The organism is Cupriavidus pampae (assembly GCF_914271485.1).
Taxonomy (GTDB): Bacteria; Pseudomonadota; Gammaproteobacteria; order Burkholderiales; family Burkholderiaceae; genus Cupriavidus; species Cupriavidus pampae.
Map to the genome: position 1 here is coordinate 409529 of NZ_CAJZAG010000008.1, position 17292 is coordinate 426820.

A 17292-nucleotide genomic window follows, 5' to 3' on the forward strand; every position below is an offset into this window, starting at 1 on the left:
TTTGTAATTTGACCCCCTCGATGCGAATGATTATCGTCACTGGCTAACATCCGTTCACGGAGAAGACGATGACGAAGCAAGGGGGAAGGCTGCTGGTACTGGCCGCGCTGCTAGGTTCCGCCGCAGTCGCCGTACCAGCCGGCGCGCAGGAGAAGGTGCTCAACCTGTACACCGCGCGGCACTATCAGACCGACGAGTCGCTGTACAACAACTTCACGCGACAGACCGGCATCAAGATCAATCGCATCGAGGGCCAGGAAGATCCGCTGCTCGAGCGCATCCGGAACGAAGGCGCCAACAGTCCGGCCGACGTGTTTATCACCGTCGATATCGGACGGCTCTGGCGCGCGCAGCAGGCCGGCGTGTTCGCCCCCGTGAAATCGAAGGTGCTCGACTCGCGTATTCCCGCTAACTATCGCGACCCCGCCGGCGACTGGTTTGGGTTTTCGGCACGCGCGCGCGTGATCGCGTACAACAAGGCCGCGGTGAAACCCGGCGACATTACGCGCTACGAAGATCTGGCCGATCCGAAGTGGAAGGGCAAGCTCTGCACGCGTTCGAGCGGTCACGTCTACAACCTGTCGCTCGTATCGAGCCTGATCGCGCACGATGGCGAGGCGAAAACCGAGGGTTGGGCTCGCGGCGTCGCGGCAAACCTGGCACGCGCCCCGAAGGGTGGCGACACCGATCAGCTCAAGGCGGTCGCGGCCGGCGAATGCGATGTGGCCATCGCCAACACCTATTACATCGCGCGCCTGTTGAAATCGACCAAGCCTGAAGACAAGGCCGTGGCCGAGAAGCTCGGCGTGGTGTGGCCGAACCAGTCGAGTCAGGGCGTGCACATGAACGTGTCCGGTGGCGGCATGCTCAAGCACGCGCCGAACAAGGAGGCCGCGGTGAAATTCCTCGAGTACCTTGCCAGCGACGAGGCGCAGACCTACTTTGCCGATGGCAACAACGAATGGCCCGTGGTGCCGAGCGTGAAGATCGCGAACCCGGCGCTCGAGGCGCTTGGCACGTTCAAGGCCGACAAGATCAACGTCGCGGAACTGGGCAAGTACCAGCCCGAGGCGCAGAAGATCGTCGACAAGGCGGGCTTCCGCTAAAGCCCGCCAAGCCCGCCGAGGCTGCCGCCCGCCCTGTTTTTACAGCAGGAAGCGACGATTGTCGTTGGGCGGATAGGTCTTTTCGACCTTGCGGAATTTCAGGCGCGTGCTGCTGCTCAGCTTGCGCTTGGCCATGCGTTTCTGCAGTTGACGATGCACGGCGCCGATATGACCGACCGAGTCCTGCGCGTAGGGCTTGCCGTCGGTGGCGCCGGCGAGTCCGCCGCCCGCGGCCAGCGCGGCATTGGTTTCCGCAGCCGATTTCGCAATCAGCACGTCCAGCACCTGACGCGCACGCACGGCGGCATGCAACATGCCATCGCCGGGGTTGGCGCGGGCGCGTACGGCATCCTGCGGCAATTGCACACCACCGGCCACGCGGCGCAGCGCCGCGCGCAACTCGCCGCCATCGAGCGCGGCTTCCTGGGCGATCCATACGGCGTCATGACGCAGCCAGCCCTCGGGATCCTGCAGGCGTCGTAGCAATGCGGGCATCAGCAGGCGGCCTCCAAATCGGCGTCCGCGGCGGATCGCATGCAGTCCGATGCGCCGCATCTGTGGGTTGTCGCTGTCGATCAGATCCGTGATCACCCGGTCCGCGTCGTCCTGGGATTCCATCAGTTCGGCAAACTGGCCGGCCAGCGAAATCTCTTCCACGTTGCTCAGCTTGTTTTTTGCCGCCAGCCTGGAAGTCTTGAACAACAACATGCGGTAACGCAGCATAAATACCCTCGAACGGAATAGCCGAAAAATACCTGCTCGTGGCCGCGCATGAAGTCATGGGCCATTGGCGGTTGTCGGCAATTTCGAGAAAAACTTTAACCGGGTATTTACCCTAATTTTGCTGTGCTGCGCGCTTCTCCCTGAAGGCGCGCGGGTGAGGGCGGGAGCGCCCGCTCACTCGTGACCCTTGATCGCGCGGGACAGCAGGATGACCGGCAGAATGCCCACCGCGACGATCACCAGCGATGCCGTGGCGGCCTCGGCCAGACGCTCGTCCGCGGCAAGGTTGTAGGCCTGCACGGCCAGCGTGTCGAAGTCGAACGGGCGCATGACGAACGTTGCGGGCAATTCCTTCATGACGTCCACGAACACGATCAGCGCGGCGGTCAGCAGGCTGCCGCGCAGCATCGGCGCATGCACACGGCGCAGCGTGGCGGCGGGCCCATGGCCGAGGCTGCGCGCGGCACTGTCCATCGCGGGGGTAATGCGGGCCAGCCCCGCGTTCACCGACTGCAGCGCCACGCCGAGAAAGCGCACGAGGTACGCATAGACCAGCGCGGTGATGCCGCCCGTCAGCAGCAGGCCGACCGACAGGCCCAGATGCCGTTGCAGCCAGTCCGCCAGCACGTTGTCGAGTCGCGCGACGGGCACCAGCACGCCGATGGCAATCACGGCGCCGGGCAGCGCATAGCCCATGCCGCAGAGCCGCGTGAGCGCCTGCACCAGTCGCGCGCGCAATCCGCCCGGCGCGCCGCGTCCCGCGTAGCCGATGGCGAGGGCCACCGCCACGGCCACCGCCGCCGTGACGCTCGCGAGCGTAAAGCTGTTGCGCACCAGTGCGATAAAACGCGGACCAAATTGCGCATCGCCGTCGACGAAGGCCATCTGGCACAGCATCAGCGCGGGCAGCAGAAAGCCGAGCAGCACCGGCAGTGCGCACAGACCGCATGCGAGCGCGCCACGCCAGCCCGTGAAGGCGCGTGGGGTAGGGCGACGATGGCCCGCGCGCGCATCGTCATGGACGCGCGCGTGGCCCCGGTTCATGCGTTCCAGCGACAGGATCGCGATGACGAACAGCATCAGGCAGGCCGACAGTTGCGCGGCGGCCAGCTTGTCGCCGAGCGAGAACCACGCGCGGAAGATGCCGGTGGAGAAGGTGGGGATGCCGAAGTACGCCACCGTACCGAAGTCCGCGAGTGTTTCCATCAGCGCGAGCACGGTGCCCGCGAAAATGCCGGGCCACGCGAGCGGCAGCGTGACGTGCCACGCCACGCGCCACGGGCCGTGGCCGAGCAGGCGCGCGGCCTCGAGTGCGCTGGCGCCTTGTTGCAGGAACGCGGCGCGCGCGGTCAGGTAGACATACGGGTAGAGCACGAGCGTGAACAGCACGATCGCGCCGCCGAGTGAGCGGATCTCGGGGAACCAGTATTCGCGAGCGCGCCAGCCGGTGATCTCGCGCAGCCATGTCTGCACGGGGCCCGCGAACTGCAGCGCGTCGGTGTACGCGTAGGCGATCACGTAGGCCGGCATGGCCAGCGGCAATACGAGCGCCCATTCCATCAGGCCGCGCCCCGGAAAGCGGCACATCGCGGTGAGCCACGCGGTGGGCACGCCCAGCAGCAGCACGCCCATGGTCACGCCAGCCAGCAGCATGAGCGTATTGCCGATGTACTCGGCGAGGACGGTGTCGACGAGATGCCGCCACGTATCGGTGGCCGGCGCGAACACGCTGGCCGCCACCACGCCGAGCGGAATCACGATCAGCACGGCCATCAGGCAGGCAATGGTCGTCAGCGGCGGCGGTAGGATGCGGCGGTCGAGCAGGAGCATGCGGGTTTGGCGGTCCGTCCAAGTCTGCGCATTCTAGCGTCGTCCGTCTCTATAATCTGCGGCATGCGTACCGATCCAGCCGATTTCACTCCCGCATTGCCAATACCTGCCACGACGCCACCTGTGGTCGAGGTCGATCGTATCATGCACGGTTTCGGCCGGCATACTGTGATCGACGGCCTGTCGTTCTCGCTCGCGCGCGGCACCATCGCGTGCCTGCTCGGCCCGAGCGGCTGCGGCAAGACCACCGTGCTGCGTGCCATCGCGGGATTCGAGCCGTTGCGCGCGGGCCAGATTCGCATCGACGGCCAGGTAGTGTCGTCGGCCAGCGGCGGCCTGCCGCCCGAGCAGCGTCGCATCGGCATGGTGTTTCAGGACTACGCACTATTTCCGCACCTCGATGTCGCTGCCAACGTGGGCTTCGGTCTGATCGGCGAGGACCGCGGTGCCCGCGCGGCACGCGTGCGGGAAATGCTGGCGCTGGTGGGGCTGCACGACGCCGGTGGCCGCTATCCGCACGAGCTCTCGGGCGGCCAGCAACAGCGCGTGGCACTGGCGCGCGCACTGGCTCCGCGGCCCGCGTTGCTGCTGCTCGACGAACCGTTCTCCAATCTCGACGTGGACCTGCGCGAACGGCTCGGGCAGGAGGTTCGCGAGATCCTGCGCACGCAGGGCACCACGGCCATCCTCGTTACGCACGATCAGCACGAGGCCTTCGCGATGGCCGACGAAATCGGCGTGATGCACGGTGGCAAGATCGTGCAGTGGGGCCATGCGCACGGGCTCTACCATCAGCCCGCAACGCGTTTCGTGGCCGGCTTTATCGGACAGGGCGTGCTGCTGCCGGGTCGCGTCCACGCGTCCGATGCGATCGCGCTCTCGATCGGCACGCTGCCATGGCGCAATCCGCTTGCACTGCCCGATGGCGCCGAGGTGGACGTGCTGATCCGCCCCGATGACCTCGTGCACGACGAAGCTGCCGCGCTGCGCGTCCGCATCCTCGACAAGGCGTTCCGCGGCGCGAACATCCTGTATACGCTGCAACTGGACGACGGCAGCCGCGTGCTTGCGCTGGTGCCGTCGCACCACGACCTGCCAGTTGGCGCGACGCTCGGCCTGCGGGTCGAGGCGGACGACGTGGTGGCATTCCCACGATCGTCTACACTGTGACGCACTCATCCAACAAGCAAAACTGACTGTGGCGGACTCGCTGTTTTCCGATACCCCTGATCGCTCCCGGCAACCGCTGGCCGAGCGTCTGCGCCCGCGCACCATCGACGAGGTGATCGGCCAGCAGCACCTGCTCGGCGCGGGCAAGCCGCTGCGCGTCGCGTTCGAATCGGGCGAACCGCATTCGATGATTCTGTGGGGCCCGCCCGGCGTGGGCAAGACCACGCTCGCGCGCCTGATGGCCACCGCGTTTGACGCCGAATTCATCGCACTCTCGGCGGTGTTGTCGGGCGTCAAGGACATCCGCGAGGCGGTCGAACGCGCGGAGCAATACCGCATGCACGGACGCCGCACGCTGGTGTTCGTCGACGAGGTGCACCGCTTCAACAAGAGCCAGCAGGACGCATTCCTGCCGCACGTGGAAAGCGGACTGTTCACGTTTATCGGCGCCACCACCGAGAACCCGTCGTTCGAGGTCAACGGCGCACTGCTGTCGCGCGCGGCCGTCTATGTGCTCAAGAGCCTCGACGAGACCGACCTGACCGCGCTCGTGCATCGTGCCACCGACGAGCTCAATGCTGCCGCGCCGGAAGGCGAGTCTCCACTCGAATGGGACACCGGGGCAAACGAGAGCGGCGGCGACGACAACGCGTTGCAGCTTATTGTGCAGTCCGCCGACGGCGATGGCCGCAAGCTGCTCAACAATATCGAGATCGTTACGCGCGCGGCACGCAACGCCAGACAGTCCCGCATCGATATCGCGTTGCTCGGCAGCGCGCTCGCGGAGAACCTGCGCCGTTTCGACAAGGGCGGCGACGCGTTCTACGACCAGATCAGCGCGTTGCACAAGTCCGTGCGCGGTTCCGACCCCGACGGCACGCTGTACTGGTTCTGCCGCATGCTCGACGGTGGCGCCGATCCGCGCTATCTGGCCCGCCGCATCGTGCGCATGGCATGGGAGGACATCGGCCTGGCCGATCCGCGCGCGGCGCGCATCACGCTCGATGCCGCGGAGACTTACGAACGGCTCGGCTCGCCCGAAGGCGAACTCGCGCTTGCGCAGGCGTTGATCTATCTCGCCGTCGCACCGAAGTCCAATGCGGGCTACAACGCTTACAACGCCGCGCGCGCGTTCGTGAGCAAGGACAAATCGCGGCAGGTGCCGGTGCATCTGCGCAACGCACCGACGCGCCTGATGAAGGAGCTCGGTTACGGCCACGCCTATCGCTACGCGCATGACGAGCCGGAAGCCTATGCGGCCGGCGAGCACTACCTGCCCGACGATCTGGCGGACCAGAACTGGTACCAGCCCACGCCGCGCGGGCTCGAAGGCAAGATCGGCGACAAGCTGCGCCATCTGCGCGACCTCGACGACGCGTGGCACCGCGCGCGCAAAGGGAAGGGCAAGGGCGACGAGTAAGGTGAGGGCGGCCCGGGTATCCGGCCCGCCAGCCGAATAAGCGCATGGAAACCTCGCAGATTCGGCGCCGGCCAGTCACGCCGGTGCAGTAAAATGTCCCGTTTTCCGGCATGTCGCCGGATTCAGCACATCCCAGCAGCACTTCCAAGACCGCAACATGCTCGACATCCAGCTGTTCCGCAAAGACATCGACGCCGTGACGCAACGCCTTGCGTCGCGCGGATTTTCCCTCGACGTGGCGGCGTTCCAGGCACTGGAAGCCGAACGCAAGCAACTGCAGACCCAGACCGAGGACCTGCAGGCGCGCCGCAACAGCCTCTCCAAGCAGATCGGCGTGCTCAAGGGCAAGGGTGAGGACGCCTCGGCCGTGATGGCCGAAGTGGGTGGCATCGGCGACAAGCTGACCGCCTCCGCCGCACGCCTGGCCGAGATCCAGACCCAGTTGCAGGACTTCATGATGTCCATCCCGAACCTGCCGCACGGAAGCGTGCCGGTGGGCAAGGACGAGAGCGACAACGTCGAAGTCCGCCGCGTGGGTACGCCGCGCGAGTTCGACTTCGAGGTGCGCGATCACGTGGACGTCGGCGCCAGGGTCGGCCTCGACTTCGAGACCGCCAGCAAGGTCACCGGCGCGCGCTTCACGATGCTGCGTGGCGGCGTGGCGCGCATGCACCGCGCGCTGGTCCAGCTGATGCTGGACACGCATACGCTCGAGCACGGCTACACCGAAACGTACGTGCCCTACATCGTCAACGCGGCCTCGATGCGCGGCACCGGTCAGTTGCCGAAGTTCGAGGAAGACCTGTTCAAGGTCCCGCGCAAGGTCGGTGGCGAAGGCGAGGACGGCCAGGGCCGCACCGAGAATTTCTATCTGATCCCCACCGCCGAAGTGCCGCTGACGAACATCGTGCGTGACACGATCGTGGCCGGTGACACGCTGCCGCTGCGCTTCGTCGCGCATACGCCGTGCTTCCGCTCGGAAGCGGGCGCGTACGGCAAGGACACGCGCGGCATGATCCGCCAGCATCAGTTCGACAAGGTCGAACTCGTGCACGTGGTGGAGCCCGAGCAGTCGATGGAAACGCTGGAGCAGCTGACCGGCCATGCCGAGGCGATTCTGCGCAAGCTCGAACTGCCGTTCCGCACCATCGTGCTGTGCACCGGCGACATGGGCTTTGGCAGCACCAAGACCTATGACATCGAGGTGTGGATCCCGGCGCAGAACACGTACCGCGAGATCAGCTCGTGCTCGAACATGGGCGACTTCCAGGCACGCCGCATGAGCGCGCGCTACAAGGTGGGTCAAGGCAAGCCGGAACTGCTGCACACGCTCAACGGCTCCGGCCTGGCGGTTGGCCGCACGCTCGTGGCGATCCTCGAGAACTACCAGAACGCCGACGGTTCGGTCACCGTGCCAACCGCGTTGCAGCCGTACATGGGCGGCGTGGCGCGACTGATCCCGGAAGCGTAATCAAAGGCATGCGCGGGGGGTTGCATTCCCCGTAGAGATATCGCTATAATCGCGGTTTCGCTTCAAACGAAACGAAAGCGACCAAGTTACCGGAGAGGTGGCAGAGTGGTCGAATGTACCTGACTCGAAATCAGGCGTACCAGCAATGGTACCGTGGGTTCGAATCCCACCCTCTCCGCCAAAATAAAAAGCTGTGGATTGGCTTCATCGTCTGCAGACTACAAACGTAGTAAAACTCGAACCGACGCCTGTGCAAACAGCCGTCGGTTTTGTTTTTGTGCGTCAATTTTTGTGCGCCGGGTTGTTGTTCTTGCGGGGCCCCGTTTATTCGCCGAACCCTTCCGCCGGCGGCAGCGGGGCAGCCGCATCCGCCTGTAGCCGCGACACCAGCAACTGGTCGATCTTGTGATGATCGATGTCGAGCACCTCGAAGCGGAACCCACCCACTGTGATCGATTCCGACTTCTTCGGGATGCGCTTGAGCGCGTAGATCACCAGTCCCGCCGCCGTATCCACATAGTCTTCGCCCGGCAGCGTGTCGAGTTCGAGCGCCTTCTTCAGGTCGACGATCGGCGTCAGGCCATCGACCAGCCATGACGAATCGTCACGACGCACGATCTGTTCGTCCTCGGACGAGTACAGGATGTCGCCCATCAGCGCGCCGACGATATCGTCGAGCGTGACCACGCCGACCACGAGCCCATACTCGTTCATCACCACTGCGAAGTTCTCGTGCATCTCGCGAAAGCGTGTGAGCGACTCTGACAACGTCAGCGTGTCCGGCACCACCAGCACGTTCTTGTCGTAATGCTGGCCGATATCCGCGAGCACCGCCGCGCTTTCGTTCGCGAGCAGCTGCTGCAGGATGTCCTTCGAATCGATATAGCCCAGCACATCGTCGAGGTCCTGTCCGCATACCGGGTACTGCGCGTGCGGCTGGGTGACCAGCTTGCGGCGGATGCTGTCGGCGGTTTCCGCGAGGGCCAGATACACCACGTCGTCGCGCGGCGTCATGATCGCGGGAATGCCCTTGGAGTCGAGTTCGAACACGTTCTCGATCAGATGCAGCTCGTGCTTGCGCAGCACGCCGGCTTCCGCGCCGGCATCGACCATCGCGGCGATGTCCTCGGTGGTGATCTGATCGACGGGTTTGGTCGGCAGGCCGAATAGTTTCAGGATGGCATCGGCGGCCGCGTTGAAGATCCACACGAGCGGCTTCAGAACCTTGAGCAGCGTGAGGATCGGACCGATCACGGCCACCGCGCACGCTTCCGGGAACGTCATCGCAATACGCTTGGGAATCAGGTCCGCAAACTGGATGAACAGCAGCGTCACGATCAGGAACGAGCCGATATTGGCCGCGCGCTGCGCATGGTCGACGCTCAGATAGGGCAGCAGTGCCTCGTAGGCCAGATCCGAGACATGCTTCTCGCCGAGGATACCGGCCAGGATCGCCACGCTGTTCACGCCGATCTGCACGATCGTGAAGAAGTTGCCCGGCTCCTCCTTGAGCAGCATGACCTTGGTCGCGCGCACGTCACCGCGCTCGGACATGATCTGAAGCTTGGTGCGGCGCGCGGCCGTAAGCGCGATCTCGGAAACCGAGAAGAACGCGCTGATCAGCACGAGCAGAAGGAGGGTCAGGACGAACATGTGATCGATGATGGTGCAGCGGTCAGGGGGCTGTCAATGAGGCCGTCAATGATCAAAGCTGACAACGGGGGTTTCGAGCCGCGATGGCAGCGACGCCGACAACTCCTCGGCCGCCGCGGCAAATTGCACGCGCATGTCATCGACGAGGCTCGACGTCGCGCGATGACTCGCGCGTAGCCATTGCACTTCGAATGGCAACGCTGGCGCAATGTCATGCAGCATCACGCGCGAAGCGTCAGCGCTGAGTGCGGTGAACTGGTCGAGCAGGCTGATGCCGAGGCCCGCATCCACCAGCGACAACGCCAGCGAATAAGTCTGCACCTCGAGTGTGGCATGCGGTTCCAGCGCATGACGCGCAAGCGTCTGCCGCACCAGCAGCCCCAGCGATGTGTTGTCATCGTGCCCGATAAACGCGCGATCCATCAGGCGCCGCATCGGCAGTGTCGCACGACGGCCGCCAGCGCTTTTGCTCATGACGAGCGGTTGGGGGCGCGGCACGGCCAGCAGCATGCGACCCGCCGCCACCGGCTCGCTGGCGATCGCTTCGTGACGCGGTGGCGCATAGGCGAAGCCAACGTCGATCTGGTTCGAAAGCAACGCATCGACGATCTCGTCGGTATGGTGCGTGAGCACCTGGACCTGCGTTTCCGGATGCCGCGCGCAGAAGCGCCGCACGGCGGGCACCAGCAGCGGCGTGGCCAGGCTCGGCGTGGCCGCCACGCGCAGGCGCCCGGCGCCTTTGTGTCGCAGGCTCTCGGACACGCGCCGCACGCGCTCCACCTCGCCATATAGCCTTTCGACATCGCCGTACAACGCCACCGCTTCCGGCGTCGGTTGCAGCCGCCCGCGCACGCGCTCGAACAGACGGAACCCCAGCGAGGCCTCGGCATGCTGCAGCACGCGTGTCACCACGGGTTGGGACACATGGAGCAGGCGCGCGGCTTCGCTGACGGTGCCGGTCAGCATTACGGCGCGAAACACTTCGATCTGGCGCAGGCGCATCGTCGTGGTGCGGTGAATGAACGAAAAAAGGGCGAAAAAAGGGCGAATAAAGGGCGAATAAAGGGCGAAAAAACAGGATGGATGGGCGGGTTTGGTGCGGGAAAACCCCCGTAGCGAGCATCCATAGCCTGAGGACATATTCTTGCACGTATTCGCATTAGGCAAGCGGGGTCGCGTGGCATACGCTCTGGCCCATCGTCTTTTATCGGCAGTCGGCAATGCATGTGGCAATCGTGGGTGCGGGGGTGGTCGGCATGACCACCGCGTGGCGGCTGGCCAGCGAAGGGCACGAGGTAACCGTGCTCGAGCGCCGCGACGGCCCCGGCGAGGAAACGAGCTTCGCCAACGGCGGTCAGCTCAGCTATAGCTACGTCGCGCCGCTGGCCGGGCCCGGCGTGCTGTCGAAGGTGCCGGGCTGGTTGCTGCGGCGCGATTCGCCGATGCGCTTTCGCCCGAGCGCGGACCCCGCGCAATGGCGCTGGCTGCTCGCGTTCGCGCGCGCCTGCAACGCCGGCACCAGCGATGCCACCACGCGCAAGCTGTTGCGCCTGGCGTTTCATTCGCGCGATCTGATGCAGGCGTTTGTGCATGGCGACGAAGCGCGGCACGAGGAGACGCTGGGCCACGTGCCCGGTGGCGGTTTCGATTTTGCGCGGCGCGGCAAACTGATCGTGCATCGCGATGCGGCGGCCTTCGATGCCGCGCGCCGGTTGCTCGACTATCAGGCGAGCCTCGGCTGCGAACAGCTCGCGCTCGATCGCGACGCGTGCGTGGCGCTGGAGCCCGCGCTCGAACGCATTCGCGGCGAGATTGCGGGCGCGATCCACACGCCGAGCGAGGAAGTGGGCGATTGTCATCGCTTCTGCGTGGCGCTGGCCCGATTGCTGCAAGGCAGGCCCGCGGTTCAGCTGCGCTTCGGTACCCGAGTCACTGGCCTGAAGCGCGCAGGCGCCAACGGCAGCACGCGCGTGACGGGCGTGCATACCGCCGATGGTGATATCGATGCGGACGCGGTGGTGGTGGCCGGCGGCATTGGCAGCGTGCCGCTGCTGCGCCCGACGGGTGTGCGGCCGATGCTGTGGCCGCTCAAAGGTTACAGCATCACGGTGCCGATCGCTGACGGTATGCGCGCGCCGCACGTCAGCGTGACGGACTTTGCGAACAAGATCGTCTACGCGCGTATCGGCAATACGCTGCGTGTGGCTGGCATGGCCGATCTCGTGAGGGGCGGTCCAACCATCGACGGCGAACGGGTGGCGGCGCTGGCCGCGCAGACGCACGCAGTGTTTGGTATCGGCGGTGGTATCGAGGCCGGGCAGGACGCGCTGCAACCGTGGGCGGGTCTGCGCCCGGCCACGCCGAGCGGGCTGCCGCTGATCGGTGAATCGCGTGTGCGCGGGCTATGGCTCAACCTGGGCCATGGCGCGCTCGGCTTCACGCTGGCCATGGGTAGCGCGAGCCTGCTGGCCGATGCGATGGCCGGCCGCGAGAGTGCGATGGATGCGCGCGATTTCAGCGCGCTGGCCGCATGACGAATGGATTGATGTGTTGAGGTTTCCGTAGTTGCAGTGCTCACGATGTGCCACTAAACCAAGCCCCTCCAAGGAGCGAAACATGAAGAAACTGTCCACCTCTCATCTGCCGCGCCGCGTGCTGGTCACCGCTGCGCTCCTGCTCGCGTCTGGCACCATCAGTGCCGGCGCGCAGGCCGCCGATGGCGACACGCTGAAGAAGATCAAGGAAACCGGCGTCATCTCGCTGGGCCACCGCGAATCGTCGATCCCATTCTCCTACACCGATGGCAAGGAGGTCATGGGCTATTCGCAGGAGATCATGATGCTGATCGTGGACAAGGTGAAGAGCGACCTGAAGATGCCTAACCTGCAGGTCAAGCTCACGCCGATCACGTCGCAGAACCGCATTCCGTTGGTGCAGAACGGCACCATCGACATCGAATGCGGCAGCACCACCAATAACCTCGAGCGCCAGAAGCAGGTCGCGTTCTCGAACAGCATCTTTATCTACGGCATTCGCATGCTGACCAAGAAGGACTCCGGCGTGAAGTCGCTGGACGACCTCAAGGGCAAGAATGTCGTGACCACCGCCGGCACCACCGGTGAGCGTCTGCTGGTAAAGATGAACGGTGAGAAGAACATGAACATGAACCTGATCAGCACCAAGGATCACGGTCAATCGTTCCTGATTCTCGAAACCGGTCGCGCGGCCGCGTTCGTGATGGACGAGCCGCTACTCTACGGCGAGCGCACCAAGGCCAAGAACGCGAGCGAGTGGGTGGTCGCGGGCGAGCCGCTGCAGGAAGAAAACTACGCGTGCATGTTCCGCAAGGACGATGCCTCGTTCAAGAAGCTCGCGGATGGCGTGATCGCGGACCTGCAGACCAGCGGCCGTGGCGAGAAGCTGTACAACAAATGGTTCACGGCCCCGGTGCCCCCGCGCGGCATCAACCTGAACTACCCGCTGTCGGACGACATGAAGGCCCTGTTCGCCGCGCCGAACGACAAGGCGTTCCAGTAAGCGCAAACCGGCGCAACCGGAGTCCATGTGGTGTGGCGGTTATATAGCCATGATGGATCGTTATTTCGCGTTCGATAGCATTTGCGGTAGTGTTACGTGCGTTATAGGCTCGATGTGATGCCGTAACGCACCATAACGAAGACTGACTACTGGAGAACATATGCGATCGATTCGTACCGGCTTGCGCACGGGTTGGATCTCGTCCCTGCTGGCTGCGGCGCTGCTGGCCGGCGCCGGGCTGACTGCCACGGCCGCCAGCGCCGCGGACCTGCTGGACTCGGTGAAACAGGCCGGTGTGCTGAAAATCGGCATTGAAGGCACGTATCCCCCGTTTGGCTACCGTGGCGCCAAGAACGAGCTTGAAGGGTTTGACGTGGACGTCGCGCGCGCGGTGGCCGCCAAGCTGGGCGTCAAGCCGGAGTTCGTGACCACCGAGTGGAGCGCGATCATTGCGGGCCTGCAGGCTGGCAAGTTCGACATCATCGTCAATCAGGTCTCGGTCACGCCGCAGCGCAAGCAGGCGCTCGATTTCTCCACGCCGTACGTCTACTCGGCCGCGCAGCTGATTCAGCGCAAGGACGACAAGCGCGAGTTCAAGTCGCTCGACGACCTCAAGGGCCACAAGCTCGGCGTCAGCCTGGGCAGCAACTACAACGAACTTGCCAAGTCGGTGCCCGGCATTGACGTAAAGACCTACCCGGGCGCGCCGGAATATCTGCGCGATCTCGCCTCGGAGCGTGTCGATGCGGCGCTCAACGACCGCCTGATGGTCAACTATCTGATCAAGAATGCCAATCTGCCGTTGCGTCCCGGTGCGGTGGTGGCCGGCGCCAGCTCGGAAGTCGCGATCCCGTTCCGCAAGGACAATCCGAAGTTCGCGCAGGCCATCGACAAGGCGCTGGACGATCTGCGCAAGGATGGCACGCTGACGAAGCTGTCCACCAAGTGGTTCGGCTCGGATGTGACGAAGGCGTCGAAGTAAATTTCAAAGATTGGTAGGCCCTCCGACCGCGGCAGCGGGGGAGGGCCTTGTTGCATCCGCGGGTCGAGTATGATCGCGGCCATCGCAAAGTCGTTCGCCCTACGCCCCCATGTCAGCTCTCACGCTAGTCACTGATTCGTTGCCAATCCTGCTACAGGGGGCATTGCTCACGCTCAAGTTCGCGGTGCTGTCGATGATCTTCGGGCTGATCATCGGCGTCGTGGTGGCGCTGATGGGCATCAGCCATTCAAAAGCGTTGAAGGCGGTCTCGCGCACGTACGTCAGCCTCATGCGCGGCACGCCATTGCTCGTGCAGATCTTTGTTGTCTACTACGGGCTGCCAAGCGTCGGTATCGCGCTGGAGCCGACGCCCGCGGGCGTGCTCACGCTGAGCCTCAACGTGGGGGCGTATCTGTCGGAAAGCATGCGCGGCGCGATTCTGGGCATCCCGCGTGGACAGTGGATGGCCGCGTACAGCCTGGGCCTGACGCCCGCGCAGACGCTGCGCTATGTGGTGGGTCCGCAGGCCTTGCGGCTGGCCGTGCCGAGCCTGTCCAACAGCCTGATCAGCCTGATCAAGGACACGTCGCTGGTCTCGGTCATCACCGTCACGGAACTGTTGCGCACCGCGCAGGAAATCATCGCGGCCACGTATCAGCCGCTGCCGCTGTATCTGGCCGTGGCGGCCATCTACTGGGTGCTCAGCACCGGGCTGTCGTTCCTGCAGCGCGGCCTGGAGCGACGCCTGTCGCTACCCGGCCGGCACTGACAGGAACAGGCGCTCAACCCTCGGCGATGCGCTTCTCGATATGGCCGAGCGCTTCCTCGACCTGATCGACGAGGATCAGGCACAGGTCGCCAGGCTGCAGCGCCGCCAGGCCGGTATCGATGGCGAGGAACTCGCCACGGATCTCTTCCACACGCAGTGCGCGTTGCGCGCCCTGCAGGCCCTCGCGCAGCAGCGCTAACACCTCGCCGTCTTCGCGACCGCGCTGGCACTGATCCTGATAGAGCACGACGTTGTCGAACACGCCACCGAGGATCTGCGTCTGACGACGGATATCCTCGTCGCGCCGGTCGCCGGCCCCACTGATCACCACCACGCGGCGCTTGGCGGGAATCGATTCCACCGCGTTGCACAGCGCCTGGATCGCGTCGGGATTGTGACCGTAGTCGGCAATCAGCGTCGCGCCCTTGTAGTCGAACACGTTGAAGCGTCCCGGTGCGGTGGCCGCGTCGTTGACGAACGTGGCCAGGCCGCGGCGAATCACGGCCCAGTCGATGCCGAGCGCCCAGGCGGCCGCGATCGACGACATCGCGTTCTCCACCTGGAAGCCAATGCTGCCGTTGCGCGTGAGCGGAATCTCGGCCAGCGCGATGCGGGTCTGCGTCTCGCCCTCGGTCGCCACAATGTCCGCGCCCTCGACGAACACCACACGGCGGCCCTGCGCGCGATGGAGCGCCATCGTCGGCAGGTTCGGATCGTGCGCGAAGAAGGTGACTGTGCCCGGGCACGCATCGGCCATGCGCGCGACCATCGGATCGGCCGCGTTGAGCACCGCCATGCCATGCGGCGCGACGTTCTGCACGATCACGCTCTTGAGCACGGCAAGATCTTCCACCGTGCTGATATACGACAGGCCCAGGTGATCGCCTTCGCCGACGTTGGTCACCACCGCCACGTCGCAGCGGTCGAACGCCAGACCCTCGCGCAGCAGGCCGCCGCGCGCGGTTTCAAACACGGCCGCGTCCACGTCGGGATGCAGCAGCACGTTGCGCGCGCTGCGCGGACCGCTGCAGTCGCCGGTGTCGATGCGCTCGCCCTGGATATACACGCCATCGGTGCCGGTCATACCCATGCGCAGGCCGCTGGTCGCCAGCAGATGCGTGATCAGCCGGACCGTGGTGGTCTTGCCATTGGTGCCCGATACCGCGATGACCGGAATGCGGCCATCGTCGCCATCGGCGAACATGGTCGAGATAATGGCCTCGCCAACCGCGCGACCCTTGCCATACGACGGCTGCAGGTGCATGCGCAGGCCCGGTGCCGCGTTGACTTCGACGATGCCGCCGGCCTGTTCCTCGAACGGCTTGAGCATGGTCTCGCAGACCGCATCCACGCCGCAGATATCGAGCCCGACCATCTGCGCCGCGGCCACCGCGCGCGCGGCGATGTCCGGATGGACGTCGTCGGTCACGTCGGTCGCGCTGCCACCGGTGGAGAGGTTCGCGTTGTTGCGCAACACCACGCGTGTGCCCTTGGCCGGCACCGATTCCGCGGTCAGGCCCTGCTTGGCGAGCACGGCCAGCGCGATGTCATCGAAACGAATCTTGGTCAGCGACGTCGCATGGCCTTCGCCACGGCGCGGATCGCTGTTCACGGTGTCCACCAGCTGGCGCACCGTGTGCGCGCCGTCACCGATCACCTGCGGCGGATCGCGGCGCGCGGCGGCCACGAGGTGCTTGCCAACCACGAGCAGACGGAAGTCGTGACCGGGGATGTAGCGCTCGACGATCACGTCGGACGAGATATCCGAAGCCACCTCGTACGCGGTCATCACTTCCTCGCGCGTGCGAATGCGCACGGCCACGCCCTTGCCCTGGTTACCGTCGCGCGGCTTGACCACCACCGGTGCGTCGATCTCCTGCGCGGCTACCCAGGCCTCCTCGGCGCTGCGCACCGAACGGCCGCGCGGCACTGGCACGCCGGCGGCGTGCAGCAGGCTCTTGGTCAGTTCCTTGTCCTGCGCGATGGACTCGGCCACGGCGCTGGTCTGATCGGTTTCGGCGGCCTGAATGCGGCGCTGCTTGCTGCCCCAGCCGAACTGGACCATCGAACCCTGCGTCAGGCGGCGGTACGGAATTCCGCGTGCCACCGCCGCGTAGACGATCGAGCCGGTGCTCGGGCCCAGGCGCACGTCTTCATCGAGCTCGCGCAGCCGATGCAGCGCGTCGTCGAGATCGAACGGGGCGTCGTCGCGCGCGGCGATGATCAGTTGCTCGGCCAGCGTGAACGCCAGGCGGCCCACGTCCTCCTCGCTGTATTCCACGACCACCTGATAGGTGCCGGGCTCTACAGTGGGGGAAGCATTGCTGAACGTGACCGGGCAGCCGGCGGCGGCCTGCAGTCGCAGCGCTGCCACTTCGAGCGCGTGCGCCAGCGAGGGCGAACCGGTTTCGTCATCGGGCCGCAGCGGGCCGATGGCGGGGAAGCGCGCGCGCAGGCGGTCTTCGAAGCCCGGCAGTTCGGCCAGCAGGTGCGAGGCGTCCGAGCACGCGACGATCGCTTCGATCGCGGTATGCCGGCACCAGAGATTCGGGCCACGCAGGGCCCGGATGCGAGAAACTTCCATAGAATCGCTTATCCGTTTTACTTTGCGACGAACTTTTGTGGCGCCGC

General features: G+C 65.2%; 13 protein-coding genes and 1 tRNA gene. 9 read left to right on the forward strand and 5 right to left on the reverse strand.

The genetic code is table 11. From position 1 onward, the window contains the following. Positions 1 to 68 precede the first annotated feature (68 nt). A complete protein-coding gene (locus tag LDO41_RS21910; RefSeq protein WP_223991995.1) occupies positions 69 to 1106 on the forward strand; it encodes a Fe(3+) ABC transporter substrate-binding protein in 1038 nt (345 codons plus the stop codon). A 39-nt stretch (positions 1107 to 1145) separates the two neighbouring features. Here the strand turns inward: LDO41_RS21910 and LDO41_RS21915 are convergent, their stop codons facing one another. Both LDO41_RS21915 and LDO41_RS21920 read right to left on the reverse strand, forming a co-directional pair. Beyond that, on the reverse strand, positions 1146 to 1829 hold the full coding sequence (locus LDO41_RS21915) for a hypothetical protein (protein WP_223991996.1): 684 nt from the start codon (positions 1827 to 1829) through the stop codon (positions 1146 to 1148). A gap of 174 nt (positions 1830 to 2003) precedes the next feature. After that, entirely contained in the window at positions 2004 to 3659 is a 1656-nt protein-coding gene (locus LDO41_RS21920) for an ABC transporter permease (RefSeq protein WP_223991997.1), read from the reverse strand. Between the two features lie 63 nt (positions 3660 to 3722). On the opposite strand from LDO41_RS21920, the gene LDO41_RS21925 reads away from it, so the two are divergent. The 4 genes from LDO41_RS21925 to LDO41_RS21940 all read left to right on the forward strand — a co-directional run bounded on the left by LDO41_RS21925 (position 3723) and on the right by LDO41_RS21940 (position 7901). Further along, positions 3723 to 4829: an ABC transporter ATP-binding protein gene (locus tag LDO41_RS21925; protein WP_223992000.1), complete on the forward strand. Its 1107-nt coding sequence runs from the start codon at positions 3723 to 3725 to the stop codon at positions 4827 to 4829. 28 nt (positions 4830 to 4857) lie between these two features. After that, positions 4858 to 6249 carry a replication-associated recombination protein A gene (locus tag LDO41_RS21930; RefSeq protein WP_223992002.1) on the forward strand — a complete coding sequence of 464 codons (1392 nt, stop codon included), beginning with the start codon at positions 4858 to 4860 and terminating at the stop codon, positions 6247 to 6249. A 157-nt stretch (positions 6250 to 6406) separates the two neighbouring features. Next, positions 6407 to 7720 (forward strand): serine--tRNA ligase, encoded by a 1314-nt coding sequence (serS, locus tag LDO41_RS21935; RefSeq protein WP_223992003.1) that lies wholly within the window; start codon positions 6407 to 6409, stop codon positions 7718 to 7720. Positions 7721 to 7811: 91 nt separating this feature from the next. After that, positions 7812 to 7901 (forward strand) — tRNA-Ser (locus tag LDO41_RS21940). Between the two features lie 143 nt (positions 7902 to 8044). Here the strand turns inward: LDO41_RS21940 and LDO41_RS21945 are convergent. Together LDO41_RS21945 and LDO41_RS21950 are read right to left on the reverse strand one after the other, a co-directional pair. Next, positions 8045 to 9373: a hemolysin family protein gene (locus LDO41_RS21945; RefSeq protein ID WP_223992004.1), complete on the reverse strand. Its 1329-nt coding sequence runs from the start codon at positions 9371 to 9373 to the stop codon at positions 8045 to 8047. 45 nt (positions 9374 to 9418) lie between these two features. After that, positions 9419 to 10375, reverse strand: a complete 957-nt coding sequence (locus tag LDO41_RS21950) for a LysR substrate-binding domain-containing protein (protein ID WP_223992005.1) — start codon at positions 10373 to 10375, stop codon at positions 9419 to 9421. 218 nt (positions 10376 to 10593) lie between these two features. Here LDO41_RS21950 and LDO41_RS21955 point away from each other — a divergent pair, with 218 nt between their 5' ends. The 4 genes from LDO41_RS21955 (at position 10594) to LDO41_RS21970 (ending at position 14661) form a co-directional block, all read left to right on the forward strand. After that, positions 10594 to 11907, forward strand: a complete 1314-nt coding sequence (locus LDO41_RS21955; protein WP_223992006.1) for a D-amino acid dehydrogenase — start codon at positions 10594 to 10596, stop codon at positions 11905 to 11907. An 82-nt stretch (positions 11908 to 11989) separates the two neighbouring features. Next, positions 11990 to 12910, forward strand: a complete 921-nt coding sequence (locus LDO41_RS21960) for a glutamate/aspartate ABC transporter substrate-binding protein (RefSeq protein WP_223992010.1) — start codon at positions 11990 to 11992, stop codon at positions 12908 to 12910. Positions 12911 to 13070: 160 nt separating this feature from the next. Next, positions 13071 to 13892 (forward strand): transporter substrate-binding domain-containing protein, encoded by an 822-nt coding sequence (locus LDO41_RS21965; protein ID WP_223992011.1) that lies wholly within the window; start codon positions 13071 to 13073, stop codon positions 13890 to 13892. A 109-nt stretch (positions 13893 to 14001) separates the two neighbouring features. Next, positions 14002 to 14661 carry an amino acid ABC transporter permease gene (locus tag LDO41_RS21970; protein WP_223992013.1) on the forward strand — a complete coding sequence of 220 codons (660 nt, stop codon included), beginning with the start codon at positions 14002 to 14004 and terminating at the stop codon, positions 14659 to 14661. A gap of 13 nt (positions 14662 to 14674) precedes the next feature. Here the strand turns inward: LDO41_RS21970 and cphA are convergent, their stop codons facing one another. Then, positions 14675 to 17245: a cyanophycin synthetase gene (cphA, locus tag LDO41_RS21975; RefSeq protein WP_223992014.1), complete on the reverse strand. Its 2571-nt coding sequence runs from the start codon at positions 17243 to 17245 to the stop codon at positions 14675 to 14677. Positions 17246 to 17292 lie beyond the last annotated feature (47 nt).